Genomic DNA, 17,045 nt, shown 5'->3' on the forward strand with positions numbered 1-17,045 from the left:
GCGGCGCGAAGCCCGGGAGGCCGCTCGCGGCCGAGCGGTGCGAGCGGCGCGTCAAGAAGAAGTCGTGTGGCGGCGGGCGCGGAGGGCCAGGCTCAGGGAGAGGACCGTTTCGGGGTCGTCCAGGTCCGTGCCCAGGAGTTCCGAGATGCGGGCCAGCCGGTTGTAGAGGGTCTGGCGGTTCAGGTGGAGCTCGCGGGCCGTCTCCGCCTTGCGGCCCGCATGGGCCAGGTACGTCTCCAGCGTCGGCAGCAGCGGCGGCCGCGAAGCCGTGTCGTGCACCCGCAGCGGGCCGATCGCGCGGTCCACGAACGCCGCCAGGTCGGGGTGTTCGCGCAACCGCCACAGCAGCAGGTCGATGTCCAGGCGCCTCGCGTCGTACCAGGGGCGGGCCGGCAGGCCGTGCGCCGCCGTGGCCGTCTCCGCGGCGTGGCGCAGGCCCGCCGAGGCCGCCGCCCAGCCGCCCGCGACGCCGACGACCACCGCCGGCGGGGCAGTGGTCGCGCGGTCCAGGCCGGCGCGTTCGACGCCCGCCCGCAGGGCGGCCGCGACCCGGTCCGCCACCGCCGTGCGCTCCGATTCGGCCCGCAGGGACACGAGCAGCGGGACGCGGCCTTCCACCGGGCGGACCCCCAGCAGGACCGGGACCCCGACGGACGACAGCTCCTCCAGGACCGCACGGGCGAGGACCGCCCAGTTCCCGGACGGGCCGAGGTCCGTCGACAGCCGCATCACCACCGGCAGCAGCGGACCCCCGCCCGGCTTGAAGCCCAGGACGCGGGCCTGGGCCGGGGCGTCCTCCGCCGAGATGCGGCCCTCCGCCAGGTCGGTCAGGAAGTCGCCGCGGCCGCGTGCCGCCAGCTCCTCCTCCTGCCGTGCCTGCATCAGGACGACGGCCAGCACGCCGGCTGTGCGCTCGGCCGCCATCCGGTGCACCGGCAGCAGTGGAGCCGACACCCCGACCAGGACGACCCGGGCCCGGACCGAACCCGTGCCGTGGCCCCCGCCCGGTACGTCGACCACCACCGTGTTCGCCGACGGCTCGGCCTCGCGCTGGCCCCGTAGGCCTTCCCACACCTGGAGCGGGTCCGCACCCGCGTCCCCGGCCGAGCTGCCCGCCGCGTACAGCAGTTGCCCGTCCGGGGTCTCGAGGAAGACCGGGTTCCCCGTGAAGTCGGCCAGGATCCGCAGGACCTGGGGGATGCCGCCGCCGCCCAACAGGGCTTCCGTGCAGCGCCGGTGGACCTCCTCGGCCCGCTGGAGCAGCGCGTAGTGGTGGTTGACGATCTCGGTGTGGACCTCCTCCGTGACCGTGACGAAGGGGACCTCCCGGTGGAGCTGGACCAGCGGCAGGCCCGCCGAGCGCGCGGTCTCCACGATCGTCGCCGGCAGCCGGGTGAAGCGCGGGCCCAGCTCGACCACCAGTGCGGCGATGCCCCGGTCGGCGAGGCGGCGTACGAAGGCACGCTGTTCGGCCGGCCGGGTGCCGAGGCCGAGGCCCGTGGTCAGCAGGAGTTCACCGCCCTTGAGGAGGGAGGCGATGTTCGGCACCTCGCCCGCGTGCACCCAGCGGACGGTCCGGCCCAGGCGGTCGGCGCAGGCCACCACCTCCGGCAGCCCGCTGCGCAGCCCCGGCAGCTCCAGTGCCCGCTGAACCGTGATCCCGCCCTGGTTGTCCATATCGCCGGACGGTACCGGGCGCTCTGTTCCGATCACATCACTCCCCCCTCCGGGGGGCCCGCGTACCCCCGTCCGGCCCGACGGCCCATCACCCGGAAGGGGAGATTATCGGACGGTGTGTCGGCGGTGGCGTGCGTCATGCCGCAGCCCGGCCGCGCGCTCAGGCGGGTCGGATGTTGTGGTTGAACCGGAAGACGTTGTCCGGGTCGTACTGCCGCTTCAGCGCGCCCAGCCGCTGCATGTTCTCGTCGCCGAGGCCCGAGACCACCCGGTCGCGGCCCTCGTCCCCGGTGAAATTGAGGTAGACCGCGCCGGTGCTCCACGGCTGGACGTCGGCGCGGACGTCCTTGACCCACTGCCGGCACCGGTCGTCGTCGGCCTCGTCCTCCCAGATCCCGAACGGGTGCACCGCCCACGGCGCGTCGCGGTACGGCACGGGGTAGTCGGCCGGGCCGGAGGCGATGGCGCCGCCCTGCGGGAAGATCAGGTGCTGGGTGCCGGTCGGCACCGGCATGGACCCGGCGCGCGCGCAGAAGACGTCCACGAACTCGTCCGGCGCGCTGGTGAGGTACTCCGCCGACCAGTAGTTCCGCATCCCGGGCGGGTCGTCGATCATGCACTGCAGCTCGGCGTAGGGGATGGCCTGGACGATCTCGGACTCGTGCGGGATCGCCAGCAGCGGCGCCGCCAGCCTGCGCATCTCCTCCTCGGGGCCCGCGTACGTCAGCAGCGCGCCGGCCAGCAGCAGGCCGACCAGGTGCGGCGGGACGAACTCCTCGGGCGGGCCGGTCACGTAGAGGGCGGCGCCGGACGCCTCCGGCGGTGCGGCCTCGATGATGTCCCGGTACGCACGGACCACCTCGGGGCCGCGCTCCGGCAGGTAGAGCAGGAACGCGATCGACATGGCGGGCAGTTCGTGCAGCCGCAGGGTCAGCGAGGTGGCGATGCCGAAGTTCCCGCCGCCGCCGTGCAGCCCCCAGAACAGCTCGGGATGGTCCTCCTCGGTCGCGTGGACCAGCTCGCCCTCGGCGGTGACCAGGTCCACGCCCAGCAGGTTGTCCACCGCCAGGCCGAACTTCCGGTCGAGCCAGCCGCTGCCGCCGCCCAGTACGTAGCCGCCGACGCCGGTGGTGGAGGCCCGGCCGCCGGTGGTCGCCAGCGCGTACGGTTCGCACGCCAGGTCTAGGTGGCTCATCGTGGCCCCGCCCTCGATGTGCGCGGACCTGGCCGCCGGGTGGACCGTCACCTCGTGCATCCGGCGCAGGTCCACCACGAGGCCGCCGTCGTTGAGGGACATCCCGGCCACGCTGTGCCCGCCGCCGCGCACGGCGATGTTCAGGTCCAGGTCCCGCGCGAAGCGCACGGCGGTCACGACGTCCGCCGCGCTCGCGCACTGGGCGATGACGGCCGGCCTGCGGTCGATCATCGCGTTGAAGATGGTCCGGGCCCCGTCGTAGCCCGGATCCTCCGGAGTGAACACCTCGCCGGACAGGTCCTCGCGGAGCGCGGTCAGCGCCGCGCCCGCCTTCGAGAGGGGAGCCATGGCTGCCCCCTTCCACCGGAGGGAGGGCATCGGACCCTTCCAGCGTAGGCGGAGGGGATCACCGGGGCGCGGCGGGGCGGACACCTGCCCGCCGGCGGTCGGCGGGCCGCGCCCGGCGATCCGGACGCGGCGTTCTCACCGCCCCAACCGCCCTAACCGCCGTACGCCCCGCTCGCCGTCAGCCGCAGCGCCGTGTCGATCAGCGGAACGTGGCTGAAGGCCTGCGGGAAGTTCCCGACCTGACGCTGGAGCCGCGGGTCCCACTCCTCCGCCAGCAGCCCCAGGTCGTTGCGCAGCGACAGCAGCCGCTCGAACAGCCGCCGCGCCTCGTCCACCCGGCCGATCATCGCCAGGTCGTCGGCCATCCAGAACGAACAGGCGAGGAACGCCCCCTCGTCGCCCTCCAGGCCGTCCACGCCGGCCTCCTCGCCCGCCGTCGGGTAGCGCAGGATGAAACCGTCGGGCGTGGACAGCTCGCGCTGGATCGCCTCGATGGTGCCGATGACCCGCTTGTCGTCCGGCGGCAGGAAGCCCATCTGCGGAATCAGCAGCAGGGAGGCGTCCAGCTCCTTCGACCCGTACGACTGGGTGAAGGTGTTGCGCTCCTTGTCGTAGCCCTTCTCGCACACGTCCTGGTGGATCTCGTCGCGCAGTTCGCGCCACCGCTCCAGCGGGCCGTCCGCGTCCCCGCTCTCGATCAGCTTGATCGTGCGGTCCACGGCCACCCACGCCATCACCTTCGAGTGCACGAAGTGGCGGCGCGGGCCGCGCACCTCCCAAATGCCCTCGTCCGGCTGGTCCCAGTGGGTCTCCAGGTAGCGGATCAGCTTGAGCTGGAGCAGCGAGGCGTAGTCGCTGCGGGCCAGGCCGGTCATGTGGCCCAGGTGCAGGGCCTCGGTGACCTCGCCGTACACGTCGAGCTGGAGCTGGCCCGCGGCGCCGTTGCCGACGCGGACCGGGCGGGAGTCCTCGTAGCCGGGCAGCCAGTCCAGCTCGGTCTCGCCGAGCTCCCGCTCGCCCGCGATCCCGTACATGATCTGCAGGTTCTCCGGGTCGCCGGCCACCGCGCGCAGCAGCCACTCGCGCCAGGCGCGGGCCTCCTCGCGGTAGCCGGTGCGCAGCAGCGAGGAGAGGGTGATGGCCGCGTCCCGCAACCAGGTGTAGCGGTAGTCCCAGTTGCGGACCCCGCCGATCTCCTCCGGGAGGGAGGTGGTCGGCGCGGCGACGATCCCGCCCGTGGGGCCGTACGTGAGGGCCTTGAGCGTGACGAGGGAGCGGACCACGGCCTCCCGGTAGGGCCCGTGGTACGTGCACTGGTCGACCCACTCGCGCCAGAACTCGGCGGTCGACTCCAGGGCCGCCTCGGCGTCGGGGGCCTCCGGGGCGCCCTTGTGCGAGGGCTGCCAGCTGATGCTGAAGGCCCTCCGGTCGCCGGGGCCGACGGTGAAGTCGGAGTACGTCGTCAGGTCCTTGCCGTAGGTCTGCGCGTCGGTGTCCAGCCAGACCGAGTCGGGGCCGGCGACGGCGACGGTCCGCCCGTCGACCTTGTGCACCCAGGGCACGACCCGCCCGTAGCTGAAGCGCATCCGCAGGGCCGAGCGCATCGGGACGCGTCCGCTGACGCCCTCCACGATGCGGATCAGCTGCGGCGCGTGATCCTCGCGGGGCGGCATGAAGTCGATCACGCGGACGGTGCCGCGCGGGGTCTCCCACTCGGACTCCAGCACCAGCGATTCGCCGCGGTAGCGGCGGCGGGTGGCACGCGGGGCCTCGGAGCCGGCCGGGAACGCCGGGCCGATCCGCCAGAACCCGTGATCCTCGGTGCCGAGAATGCTCGCGAACACGGCATGGGAGTCGAACCGGGGCAGGCACAACCAGTCCACCGCCCCGTCCCGGCAGACCAACGCCGCGGTCTGCATGTCCCCGATCAGTGCGTAATCCTCGATGCGCCCGGACACGTTGCATCTCCAGTCGAACGGCCACGTCCGCCCCGAAGGGCGCTTGCATTGCGCGGTTGCGCGGTCTCCTGTGTGCAGGGATCTCCGCGTTGAGCCCATGATTCCGTATATCGGCTCGGTTAGGCCGTCTGACGGACTGCCCGGCGGTGATGTGTGCAATATCCGAGCAGGATATGACGGCACCCTAGTGATCTCCGTAAGCCGCGGAAGAATGGCGTTCGGCCGAACGGGTGAGCAGGCGGTACGCCGCCCCGGCGCACTTCGGCGCGCTCGCGGAGGGTGTGCGGCCGGTGTGCGCGCCGCGTGGCCGGAGGCGGACCGGCCCGGGCGCTGATAGGCTGGTACCCCGTGGACCGGTGGTCTGCCTGTGCGAATCAGGCACCCCGAAACCGCAGCTTCGGCGCCCCCTGAGACCTTCCGGTTCGACGGTGGCCGGCGCCGGACGCACCTCACTTCGCGACCACGGGAGCCCCCTCTTGGCGATGCCGCCCAAATCCATGACGACCAAGCACATCTTCGTCACCGGGGGTGTCGCTTCCTCCCTCGGCAAGGGCCTCACGGCCTCCAGCCTGGGGGCGCTGCTGAAGGCGCGCGGCCTGCGGGTCACGATGCAGAAGCTCGACCCGTACCTGAACGTCGACCCCGGCACGATGAACCCGTTCCAGCACGGCGAGGTGTTCGTCACCAACGACGGCGCCGAGACCGACCTGGACATCGGCCACTACGAGCGCTTCCTCGACGTCGACCTCGACGGCTCGGCCAACGTCACCACCGGCCAGGTCTACTCGCAGGTCATCGCCAAGGAGCGGCGCGGCGAGTACCTCGGTGACACCGTGCAGGTCATCCCGCACATCACCAACGAGATCAAGCACCGCATCCGCCGCATGGCGACCGAGGACGTCGACGTCGTCATCACCGAGGTCGGCGGCACCGTCGGCGACATCGAGTCGCTGCCGTTCCTGGAGACCGTCCGCCAGGTCCGCCACGAGGTCGGCCGCGACAACGTCTTCGTCGTGCACATCTCGCTGCTGCCCTACATCGGCCCCTCCGGCGAGCTCAAGACCAAGCCCACCCAGCACTCGGTCGCGGCCCTGCGCAACATCGGCATCCAGCCCGACGCCATCGTGCTGCGCGCCGACCGCGAAGTCCCGACCTCCATCAAGCGCAAGATCTCGCTGATGTGCGACGTGGACGAGGCGGCCGTGGTCGCGGCGATCGACGCCAAGTCGATCTACGACATCCCGAAGGTGCTGCACACCGAGGGCCTGGACGCGTACGTCGTGCGCAAGCTCGACCTGCCCTTCCGCGACGTCGACTGGACGGTGTGGGAGGACCTGCTGGACCGCGTCCACAACCCCGACCACGAGGTCAAGGTCGCGCTCGTCGGCAAGTACATCGACCTGCCCGACGCCTACCTGTCGGTGACCGAGGCGCTGCGCGCCGGCGGTTTCGCCAACAAGGCCCGCGTGCAGATCAAGTGGGTCACCTCCGACGACTGCAAGACCCCGGCCGGCGCGGCGGCGGTGCTCGGCGACGTGGACGCGATCTGCGTCCCCGGCGGCTTCGGCGACCGCGGCGTCAACGGCAAGGTCGGCGCGATCACCTACGCCCGCGAGAACAAGATCCCGCTGCTCGGCCTGTGCCTGGGTCTGCAGTGCGTGGTCATCGAGGCCGCGCGCAACCTGGCGGGCATCGAGGACGCGAACTCCACCGAGTTCGACGCCTCCACCCCGCACCCGGTCATCTCGACCATGGAGGAGCAGCTGGCCTTCGTCGAGGGCGCGGGCGACCTGGGCGGCACCATGCGCCTGGGCATGTACCCGGCGAAGCTCGCCGAGGGTTCCATCGTGCGCGAGGTCTACGGCGACCAGGCGTACGTGGACGAGCGCCACCGCCACCGCTACGAGGTCAACAACTCCTACCGCGGCGAGCTGGAGAAGAAGGCCGGTCTGGTCTTCTCCGGCACCTCCCCGGACAACAAGCTGGTCGAGTACGTCGAGTACCCGCGCGAGGTGCACCCCTACCTGGTGGCCACCCAGGCCCACCCGGAGCTGCGCTCGCGCCCGACGCGCCCGCACCCGCTGTTCGCGGGTCTGGTCAAGGCGGCCGTGGAACGGCAGCAGTCCGCGAAGTGAGAGCCTGACCGCATAACGTAGGCAGCCGGGGCACGGATCGTGCCCCGGCTGTCGCGTTTCTCGGGAAGGTATCGGCCATGGCCATGGGCAACGACATCGTGGACACACCGGAGTCGTGGGAGATCGTCGCTTCACGCACCCCGTTCCAGGGGGCGAAGACGGCGGTCCGCTCGGACCAGGTCCGGATGCCGGACCGGACGGTGGTGCGCCGCGACTACCAGGCGCACCCCGGCTCGGTGTGCGTCCTGGCCCTCGACGAGCAGCAGCGGGTGCTGGTCCTGCGGCAGTTCCGGCACCCGGTGCGGCACCGGCTGTGGGAGCTGCCGGCGGGTCTGCTGGACGTGCCGGGGGAGAACCCGCTGCATGCGGCGCAGCGTGAGCTCTACGAGGAGGCGCACGTCAAGGCGGGGGACTGGCGGGTGCTGGCCGACTTCTTCTCCTCGCCCGGCGGGTCCGACGAGGCGGTGCGGATCTTCCTGGCGCGGGACCTGGCGGAGGCGGAGGGGGAGCGGTACAAGCCCTCCGAGGAGGAGGCGGACATGGAGATCGCCCGCGTTCCCCTCGGCGACCTGGTCCGCGGAATCCTGGCGGGCGAGCTGGGCAACCCCGGGCTGTTGACGGGCGTCCTGGCCCTGAACGCCGCGCTCGCCTCCGACGCGGTGGACAGCCTCCGTCCGGCCCTGGCCCCCTGGCCGGCCCGCCCGTACAAGGCCTGACCGCCGGACGCCGCGCCTCTTTCATGGCAGCCTCGCCGGCGTTTGAGGCGCGGGCGCGGAGCGCCGTAGGGGGTGCGCGGAGCGGTCGGTGAGGTCCGTCAGGCCCAGCCACGCGGGTGACGTGCGAAAAAGAGGACCATCCGCTGATCCGATTGGGGGATTTGTCCGCCGCGCTCCACCCGGGTCGTCGCTCTGCGTGAACTACGCTCGCCATCCGAAGGCAGGGAGAGGAGCGGATCCGTGACGGATTTCGTCGGGCGGCGGCGTGAGCTCAAGGAGCTGCGCGAGGACATCGCACGGACCGGGCTCGACACCCTCTCCGGTCGCAAGGCCAAGGCGCCCCGGGCGCGGGTGCTGCTCGTCGCCGGCCGGCCGGGGTCCGGGCGCACCGCCCTGGCCGAGGCGTTCGTGCGCGAGATCGCCGCGCAGTACCCCGACGGCGTGCTCCGGACCCGGCTCACCGCTCCCGGCGGCGACACCGTCGCCACCGAGCGGGCCGTCCGCGCCCTGCTGGAGGGGCTGGGGCAGCCCACCCCGCCCGGCGCCGGCGAGGACGAGCTGAGCTCCGCCCTGCGCACCGCGCTCGACGGGCGGCGGGCGATCATCCTGGTCGACGACGCCGCCGACCCGCAGCAGGTGGACGCCCTGCTGCCGGACAACCCCGAATGCCTCGTCGTGGTCACCGCCGAGGGGCCGCTCACGGGGATCCCCGACGTGCGGCCCTGCACCCTCGGCGGCCTCGACACGCCCTCCGCCGTGGAACTCCTCGCGCAGCGCATCGGCGACACCCGCGTCACCGCCGACCCCCGGGCCGCCGAGGCCCTGGCCGAGGAGTGCGGGGGCCAGCCCGCCGCTCTGGTCCTCCTCGGCGGATGGCTCGCCGCCCGCCCCAAGGCCTCGGTCGCCGACGTGGCCAAGCGGCTGCACGACCTGCCGGCCGGCGCCGGCGGCCCGCTCGCCCGGGGCTTCCGGCTCGTCTACGAGTCCCTGCCGCAGCCCGCCCAGCGGACCCTGCGGCTGCTGCCGCTCGCCCCCGCCGGCATCGTCGACTCGCACACCGCCTCCGCCCTCGCCGGCTGCTCGGTGGCCGCCGCCCAGTCCACGCTGGACGACTTCGCGGGGCTGGGCCTCCTGCGCCAGGCCCAGGACGGCCTGTACCTGCTGCCCGGCTGCCTCGCGCCGCTGCTCCAAGCGCTGCTGGAGGCCAAGGAGCGCCCCGGGGAGGTCCAGCTGGCCCGGGCCAGGATGCTGGAGCGCACCGTGCGGCTGCTGCACTCCTGCCGGGCCATGGCCGCGACCGACGAGGACGGGCTCCGGGAGCTGCTGGACGGCCTGCCGCGCGCCCTGCGCTTCCCCGATCGGCGCGCCGCCGAGACCTGGCTGGACACCCGGCTGCCCGCGCTCTCCGCGGCGGCCTCCCTGGCCGTGGCCGACGGGGAGCTGGACACCCTGGCCCGCCGGCTGGTCGCGGCGCTCGTACGGGCCCTCGCCGACCACCGCGGCACCGCCGAGGCCGCCCCCGAGCTGTACGGGCTGCACCGCCTGGTCCTCGACGTGGCCGAGCGCCGCGACCTGCACCGGGAGCAGGCCGCGGCGCTGCTGAACCTGGCCGACCTGGACGCCGAGACCGGCCGGACCCAGGAGGCCCTGGAGCGCTACCGGGCCGCGCTGGACGCGGGGCGGGCGGCGAACGATCCGTACGCGACCGGCCGCGCGATGGAATCCGTAGGCGGCGCGTACCAGGAGCTCGCGGACTGGCACCGGGCCTCCGACTGGTTCGGCCGGGCGCTCTCCCAGGCCCTCGCGCGGGGGGAGCGCGCGGACGAGGCCCGGCTCTACGGGCGGCTCGGGAACGTCCACACCTACGCGGGCCGGTACGGGGACGCGCTGCGCAGCTGGCGGGCCGCCGCGGCGGGCTACCGGAAGCTGGCCGATGTCCCCGGTCAGGCAAAGGCGTTGAGCGAGATGGCGCGGGTCCAGGAGTACGCCGGACGGCCCGAGGAATCGCTGCACACCTGCCGCGAGGCGGTGGAGCTGGCGCGCAAGGCGGGCGACCAGCGACTTCAGGCCGCGCTGCAGGTCCGGCTGGCCGACACGCTGGACCGGCTGGGGGACCCCGCCGCTGCCAGGCTGCATCGATCCGCAGCCGACAGATTGCTGGGAGATGACCCCGCAGCCTGCGAAATCCGCAGTACTTCCGACTGAGATTATTCGTTTGCAAGGCTAGACAGCGACTCATCCTTCATTAGACTGGCTTCACCACGTCATCCTGTGGTGCATCCCGTTGCGCGTTCTTGTGGGCGGGTATGTATGGAAGTGCCCCCGAAAATCCCCTGAGCCAAGGACCGTGATCGACGATGAAGGTCGGCATCCCCCGCGAGGTCAAGAACAACGAGTTCCGGGTCGCCATCACGCCCGCCGGCGTGCATGAGCTGGTCCGTAACGGCCACCAGGTCTTCGTCGAGCAGAACGCCGGTGTCGGCTCCTCGATCACGGACGCCGAGTACGTCTCGGCCGGCGCCGAGATCCTCGGCACCGCCGACGAGGTCTGGGCCACCGCCGACCTGCTGCTGAAGGTCAAGGAGCCGATCGCGGAGGAGTACCACCGCCTCCGCAAGGACCAGACGCTCTTCACCTACCTGCACCTGGCGGCCTCCCGCGAGTGCACGGACGCCCTGCTGGAGTCCGGCACCACCGCCATCGCGTACGAGACGGTCGAGCTCGCCAACCGCGCGCTCCCGCTGCTCGCCCCGATGTCCGAGGTCGCGGGCCGCCTGGCCCCGCAGGTCGGCGCCTACCACCTGATGCGCTCGGCCGGCGGCCGCGGCGTGCTCCCGGGCGGTGTCCCCGGCACCCACGCCGGCGAGTGCGTCGTCATCGGCGGCGGCGTCTCCGGCTGGAACGCCGCGCAGATCGCCATCGGCATGGGCTTCCACGTGACCCTGCTGGACCGCGACATCAACAAGCTCCGCGAGGCCGACAAGATCTTCGGCACGAAGATCAAGACGATCGTCTCCAACGCCTTCGAGCTGGAGAAGGCCGTCGTCGAGGCCGACCTCGTCATCGGCGCCGTGCTGATCCCGGGTGCGAAGGCCCCGAAGCTGGTCACCAACGAGCTCGTCGCCAAGATGAAGCCCGGAAGTGTCCTTGTCGACATTGCGATCGACCAGGGCGGCTGCTTCGAGGACTCCCGTCCGACCACTCACGCCGAGCCGACCTTCAAGGTCCACAACTCGGTCTTCTACTGCGTCGCCAACATGCCGGGCGCGGTGCCGAACACCTCCACCTACGCCCTGACGAACGCCACGCTGCCCTACATCGTGCAGCTCGCGAACCTCGGCTGGGTCGAGGCGCTGCGTCGTGACCCGGCGCTCGCGCTGGGCCTCAACACCCATGACGGCCAGGTCGTTTACGGTCCGGTCGCCGAGGCCCACGGTCTCGAGACCCTCGAGCTGAGCACGCTGCTCGGCTGACGCGTCAACGACTGACGTCAATCTCACGTATCCGGCCGGACCTTGCCCCCAAGGTTCGGCCGGATGCGTTTGAGGCGTGCTCCGGGACCCCGCTCAACTCGCCTCGAACGTAACCCTTTAACCCTTTCGCGCACCCGCGAAACTTCGCAGTGACAGCTCGCACGCCCTTGACAGAGTGGTGTTCGGTTGCCGACACATCGTGCCGGGTCCGGCGGATTGTGTTGCCGCTGAGTGGTGACACGCCATAGAGTCGCCAACCGTCGGCATGGTGCCACGCTGACCTATCGATAAGTGTCCTGGTCACGTCCGAGGAGGTAAGACGACTTGTGAATGAGTCGACATTTGCTCCTGGGGGTGGTCGAGCAGGGATGCCTGAGCGGGGCCAAGGCCCTACCGGGCTCGAAGCCGTCGGCTCCGTCGCGGTACGCACCTTCGCAAACCACCAGCACATGACGACGCCCCAAAAGAGCATGGACGGCCTAGACGTGAACTCCAGGGCCGGCGACCTGAGCGGCGAAAAGCCCGTGGGTTTCGCCGACTACGACAATGTGCCCGAGGGGCACTTCTACGACCCCGACGCGGAGTACGAACCGGACCCCGAGTACGCGGCCACCCTCGCCCCCGACGCTGCCCGCCAGCGCCGTGAGCGGATCGGCCCGACCGGACGCCCGCTCCCGTACTTCCCGATCCCGGGTCCGCTGACCGACCACGGTCCGGCGAAGATCATCGCGATGTGCAACCAGAAGGGCGGCGTGGGCAAGACCACGTCGACCATCAACCTGGGTGCCGCGCTCGCCGAGTACGGGCGCCGCGTGCTGCTCGTCGACTTCGACCCGCAGGGCGCGCTGTCCGTGGGTCTCGGCGTGAACCCGATGGAACTCGACCTGACGGTCTACAACCTGCTCATGGAGCGGGGCATGTCGGCCGACGAGGTGCTGCTCAAGACGGCGGTCCCCAACATGGACCTGCTGCCGAGCAACATCGACCTGTCCGCTGCGGAAGTGCAGTTGGTCAGCGAGGTCGCGCGCGAGTCCACCCTGCAGCGGGCCCTCAAGCCCCTGCTGGCCGACTACGACTACATCGTGATCGACTGTCAGCCCTCGCTCGGTCTGCTGACCGTGAACGCCCTGACGGCGGCTCACAAGGTCATCGTCCCGCTGGAGTGCGAGTTCTTCGCACTGCGCGGCGTGGCGCTGCTGACCGAGACCATCGAGAAGGTGCAGGAGCGGCTCAACCCCGAGCTGGAGCTCGACGGCATCCTCGCCACGATGTACGACTCCCGTACGGTGCACAGCCGCGAGGTGCTGGCGCGCGTCGTCGAGGCCTTCGACGACCACGTCTACCACACGGTCATCGGCCGCACGGTGCGCTTCCCGGAGACCACGGTCGCCGGTGAGCCGATCACGACGTACGCCTCCAACTCCGTCGGCGCCGCCGCCTACCGCCAGCTGGCCAGGGAGGTGCTCGCCCGGTGTCACGCCGAGTGAGTCTGCCCGGAGCCGACGAACTGTTCCGTACGACCGGGGGGATGGCGCTCCAGTCGTCCTCGCCGCGGCGCGGGGTCGAGGAGACACCCGCCGCGGAACACTCGGCCTCTTCGGCCGAGGGCACGGCGGGGGAGGGCCGCAGCCGGGAGGCTGGGGCCGGCAACGAGGCCGGCGGGCCCGTCGTGGGGCAGCCGCGGCGACCGCAGGAAGGTTCTGTCAGCCCCGCCGGCCCGGCCGGCGGGGTGGGGTCGGCCCCGGCCGGCCCGACCCGCCGGGGCAAGGGCCAGGGCCGGGGAGCGAACCGGCGGCCCAGCGGCCGTGAGCGGCACGACGAGAAGATCACGGTCTACGTCTCCGCCGAGGAGCTCATGGACCTGGAACACGCGCGGCTGGTGCTGCGCGGGGAGCACGGGCTGGCGGTCGACCGGGGCCGTATCGTCCGCGAGGCGGTGGCGGTCGTCCTCGCCGACCTGGAGTCCCGCGGCGACGCGAGCATCCTCGTACGGCGGCTTCGCGGGCGCTGAGCCTGCCGAGCCCCGGCGGGGCCTCCCGGGCCGCTGTCGTCCGGGCCGCCGCTGCCGGGGCCTGTCCCCGGACCCCGCGCCCCAATCGCCGGCGGGGCCGGATTCGGCGGGGCCCCGGGTCTTCGGGTCTTCGGGCCGCACCCGGCAACACGGGCGGGGTGCCCGGCGGTGCGGGCGGGTCCGGCCGTACGCTGCCCGGACGACCTTCCGCACCACCCTGGACCGCGATGCCCTTGCCCGCCGAACCCGGCCGACCGACCCGCCGCCTCCTGGGCCGCGGTCCCGGTACGGCGCCCCAGGAGGCCCGCGGAGCCGCTGAGGAGCCCGTACCGGCCGAGACGGCTCCGGCGCCCCCGGACGCCCCCGAGGACCTCCACGGGCCCCCTGCGGGGCCTGAGGGGCCCCCTGCCCGGGGCGAGACCGCCGAACCGGGGCGGGCCCCCGGGGCGCAGGACCGCGCGGACCCCGCAGTCCCTGCGGACCCCGCGGGAGGCGGACGGTTCACCCTGCGGCTCGCCAACTTCGAGGGGCCCTTCGATCTGCTGCTCCAGCTGATCTCGCGGCACAAGCTCGACGTCACCGAGGTCGCGCTGTCCAGGGTCACCGACGAGTTCATGGCCCACATCCGGGCCATGGGGCCCGACTGGGACCTCGACCAGACCACCGAGTTCCTCGTCGTCGCGGCCACCCTGCTCGACCTCAAGGCCGCCCGGCTGCTGCCGGCGGCCGAGGTCGAGGACGAGGCGGACCTCGCCCTGCTGGAGGCCCGCGACCTGCTCTTCGCGCGCCTGCTGCAGTACCGCGCGTACAAGCAGATCGCCGACATCTTCGAGCGGCGCGCGGAGGCCGAGGGCCGGCGCTACCCCCGGACGGTGGGCCTGGAGCCGCACCACGCCGACCTGCTGCCCGAGGTCGTCATCAGCATCGGGCCGGAGGGGTTCGCCCGCCTGGCCGTCAAGGCCATGCAGCCCAAGGCCAAGCCCCAGGTGTACGTGGATCACATCCACGCGCCCCTCGTCAGCGTGCGCGAGCAGGCCGGGCTCGTGGTGCGGATGCTCAAGGCCCGCGGGGAGGCCACCTTCCAGGAGCTCACCGAGGACGCCGAGGACACCCTCACCGTTGTGGCGCGCTTCCTGGCCCTCCTGGAGCTGTACCGGGAGAAGGCGGTCGTCCTCGACCAGGAGGAGGCGCTGCAGACCCTCACCGTGCGCTGGAGCGGCGGGGACGGCGACGGGATGCCGACCGTGACCGACGAGTTCGACCAGATCGTGGAGGCGAAGGATTGAGCAGCGACGCGAGCGCGGTGGCCGCGCTGGAGCTGAAGCCGGCCCTGGAAGCCGTGCTCATGGTCGTGGACGAGCCGGCGACCGAGGCGCACCTCGCCAAGGTGCTGGAGCGCACCCCGCGCGAGGTCGCGGACGCGCTGCGCGAGCTCGCCGACGAGTACACGGCCGCGCGCAGGGGCTTCGAGCTGCGGCTCGTCGCGGGCGGGTGGCGGTTCTACACGCGGGCGGAGTACGCCCCGGCCGTCGAGGGCTTCGTCCTGGACGGCCAGCAGGCCCGGCTCACCCAGGCGGCACTGGAGACGCTGGCGGTCGTCGCGTACCGCCAGCCGGTGAGCCGGTCGCGGGTCTCGGCGGTCCGCGGAGTCAACTGCGACGGGGTCATGCGGACCCTCCTCCAGCGCGGTCTGGTGGAGGAGGCGGGGACGGAACCTGAAACAGGTGCGATCCTATACAGGACGACGAACTACTTTCTGGAGCGGATGGGCCTGCGTGGCCTGGACGAGCTCCCGGAGCTCGCGCCCTTCCTCCCCGAGGCGGACGCGATCGAAGCTGAGACGCAAGAAGGTGTGCCGTCGTTCGATCCGGACGCACCGGACACCGATGAAGACGACAAGACGACGGAACTTTGATGCGAAGCAGCGGCAACGGCAACGGTGGCAACAGGAACAGCGGCGGCGGTGGCGGCGGCGGGCGTGGTAACGCCCGTGGCGGCGGCGCCGGCGGCGGTGGTGGCTACCGCGGCGGCTCCGGTGGCGGCAGCTCCAGCGGTGGCGGCGCCCGTGGTGGCAGCTCCGGCGGCGGCTCCCGCAGTGGTGGCTCCGGCTCCGGCGGCGGCTACCGCAGCGGAGGCAGCTCCAGCGGCGGCGCCCGTGGCGGCAGCTCCGGCGGCGGTGCCCGCGGAGGCAGCTCCAGCGGCGGCGGCGCCCGCGGCGGCAGCTTCCAGGGCGGCGGCCGCGGAGGCGGCTACCAGGGCGGCGGCTACCAGGGCGGCGGCTCCGGCGGCGGCCACCAGGGCGGCTCCGGCGGTGGCTACCAGGGCGGCGGCTCCGAATCGCGTGACCGCGAGCAGGCGCCCCGCATCCGCAACCCGCGCCCCGAGGAGCGCCGCTACGACGTGGGCCCCGAGGGCGAGCGCAACGGCCGCGGCGGAGCCAAGGCGGGCGGCGGCGGAGCCCGCGGCGCGGCCGACACCAACCGTGGCGGTGCCCGCGGCGACGCCGCGCGCGGTGGTGCCAAGGGCGGCCCCAAGACCCCCAGGACCCCCGGCATCGGCGGGGCCGGCGGCCCGCGCCGCGGTCCGGGCAGCCGCAGCGGCCAGTCCCGTCCGCGCGAGCTGGACGCGCGGATCGAGGAGCGCGTGCGCGACCGGTACGCCGACAAGCCCGTGATCAAGACCCCGAAGACCTTCCCGGGTGCCGAGGAGGAGGGTGAGCGTCTGCAGAAGGTGCTCGCCCGCGCCGGCATGGGTTCGCGCCGCGCCTGCGAGGAGCTGATCGAGCAGGCCCGCGTCGAGGTCAACGGCGAGATCGTGCTGGAGCAGGGCAGGCGCGTCCTGCCCAAGGACGAGATCAAGGTGGACGGCCTGACCGTCGCCACCCAGTCGTACCTGTTCTTCGCGCTGAACAAGCCGGCCGGCGTCGTCTCCACCATGGAGGACCCGGACGGCCGCCAGTGCCTCGGCGACTACGTCACCAACCGTGAGACGCGTCTCTTCCACGTCGGCCGGCTCGACACCGAGACCGAGGGCATCATCCTGCTCACCAACCACGGTGAGCTGGCCCACCGCCTCACGCACCCGAAGTACGGCGTGAAGAAGACGTACGTGGCGGCCATCACCGGCCCGCTGCCCCGCGAGATCGGCAAGCGCCTCAAGGACGGCATCGAGCTGGAGGACGGGTACGCCCGCGCCGACCACTTCCGCGTCGTCGACCAGGTCGGCAAGAACTACCTGGTCGAGGTCACCCTCCACGAGGGCCGCAAGCACATCGTCCGCCGCATGATGGCGGAGGCCGGCTTCCCGGTCGAGAAGCTCGTACGGACCTCCTTCGGGCCGATCGAGCTGGGCGACCAGAAGTCCGGCTGGCTGCGCCGCCTGACCAACACCGAGGTCGGCATGCTGATGCGCGAGGTCGGTCTGTAGGACCGCCCGCCCCTTCCCGGCTGAGAGAAGCCCGCGGTGCCTCACGGCGCCGCGGGCTTTTCCCTTGCCCGGCGACCCTCCCCCTGTTTATAGTCAACATGACTAT

Annotated in this window: 12 protein-coding genes; 9 read left to right on the forward strand and 3 right to left on the reverse strand. The window is 72.4% G+C overall.

The genetic code is table 11. The features are described from left to right. Positions 1 to 51 precede the first annotated feature (51 nt). The 3 genes from OG534_RS28575 to OG534_RS28585 all read right to left on the reverse strand — a co-directional run bounded on the left by OG534_RS28575 (position 52) and on the right by OG534_RS28585 (position 5,139). A complete protein-coding gene (locus OG534_RS28575) occupies positions 52 to 1,677 on the reverse strand; it encodes a PucR family transcriptional regulator (protein WP_326591773.1) in 1,626 nt (541 codons plus the stop codon). A gap of 160 nt (positions 1,678 to 1,837) precedes the next feature. Next, positions 1,838 to 3,220 carry an FAD-binding oxidoreductase gene (locus OG534_RS28580; RefSeq protein WP_326591774.1) on the reverse strand — a complete coding sequence of 461 codons (1,383 nt, stop codon included), beginning with the start codon at positions 3,218 to 3,220 and terminating at the stop codon, positions 1,838 to 1,840. Positions 3,221 to 3,372: 152 nt separating this feature from the next. Beyond that, a complete protein-coding gene (locus tag OG534_RS28585) occupies positions 3,373 to 5,139 on the reverse strand; it encodes a glycoside hydrolase family 15 protein (protein WP_326593920.1) in 1,767 nt (588 codons plus the stop codon). A gap of 521 nt (positions 5,140 to 5,660) precedes the next feature. Between OG534_RS28585 and OG534_RS28590 the strand changes: the two genes are divergently transcribed. The 9 genes from OG534_RS28590 to OG534_RS28630 all read left to right on the forward strand — a co-directional run bounded on the left by OG534_RS28590 (position 5,661) and on the right by OG534_RS28630 (position 16,939). Further along, positions 5,661 to 7,313: a CTP synthase gene (locus OG534_RS28590; RefSeq protein ID WP_326591776.1), complete on the forward strand. Its 1,653-nt coding sequence runs from the start codon at positions 5,661 to 5,663 to the stop codon at positions 7,311 to 7,313. An 83-nt stretch (positions 7,314 to 7,396) separates the two neighbouring features. Then, complete coding sequence (locus tag OG534_RS28595) at positions 7,397 to 8,029, forward strand: NUDIX hydrolase (RefSeq protein WP_326593921.1); 633 nt, start codon at positions 7,397 to 7,399, stop codon at positions 8,027 to 8,029. A gap of 240 nt (positions 8,030 to 8,269) precedes the next feature. Next, positions 8,270 to 10,234, forward strand: coding sequence for a tetratricopeptide repeat protein (locus tag OG534_RS28600; protein ID WP_326591777.1), 1,965 nt, complete (start codon positions 8,270 to 8,272; stop codon positions 10,232 to 10,234). Positions 10,235 to 10,386: 152 nt separating this feature from the next. Further along, positions 10,387 to 11,502, forward strand: coding sequence for an alanine dehydrogenase (gene ald / locus OG534_RS28605; protein ID WP_326591779.1), 1,116 nt, complete (start codon positions 10,387 to 10,389; stop codon positions 11,500 to 11,502). Between the two features lie 368 nt (positions 11,503 to 11,870). Further along, positions 11,871 to 12,989, forward strand: a complete 1,119-nt coding sequence (locus tag OG534_RS28610; protein ID WP_078851667.1) for a ParA family protein — start codon at positions 11,871 to 11,873, stop codon at positions 12,987 to 12,989. Continuing rightward, positions 12,974 to 13,513, forward strand: coding sequence for a hypothetical protein (locus tag OG534_RS28615; RefSeq protein WP_326591781.1), 540 nt, complete (start codon positions 12,974 to 12,976; stop codon positions 13,511 to 13,513). The genes OG534_RS28610 and OG534_RS28615 overlap by 16 nt, the downstream gene beginning before the upstream one ends. A 227-nt stretch (positions 13,514 to 13,740) precedes the next feature. Continuing rightward, positions 13,741 to 14,799, forward strand: a complete 1,059-nt coding sequence (locus tag OG534_RS28620; protein WP_326591783.1) for a segregation and condensation protein A — start codon at positions 13,741 to 13,743, stop codon at positions 14,797 to 14,799. Continuing rightward, positions 14,796 to 15,428, forward strand: coding sequence for an SMC-Scp complex subunit ScpB (gene scpB, locus OG534_RS28625; protein ID WP_326591784.1), 633 nt, complete (start codon positions 14,796 to 14,798; stop codon positions 15,426 to 15,428). The genes OG534_RS28620 and scpB overlap by 4 nt, the downstream gene beginning before the upstream one ends. Then, positions 15,428 to 16,939 carry a pseudouridine synthase gene (locus OG534_RS28630; protein WP_326591785.1) on the forward strand — a complete coding sequence of 504 codons (1,512 nt, stop codon included), beginning with the start codon at positions 15,428 to 15,430 and terminating at the stop codon, positions 16,937 to 16,939. The genes scpB and OG534_RS28630 overlap by 1 nt, the downstream gene beginning before the upstream one ends. The last annotated feature ends 106 nt before the right edge of the window (positions 16,940 to 17,045 follow it).

This window comes from Streptomyces sp. NBC_01294 (genome assembly GCF_035917235.1).
In the GTDB taxonomy this organism is placed as follows: Bacteria; Actinomycetota; Actinomycetes; order Streptomycetales; family Streptomycetaceae; genus Streptomyces; species Streptomyces caledonius.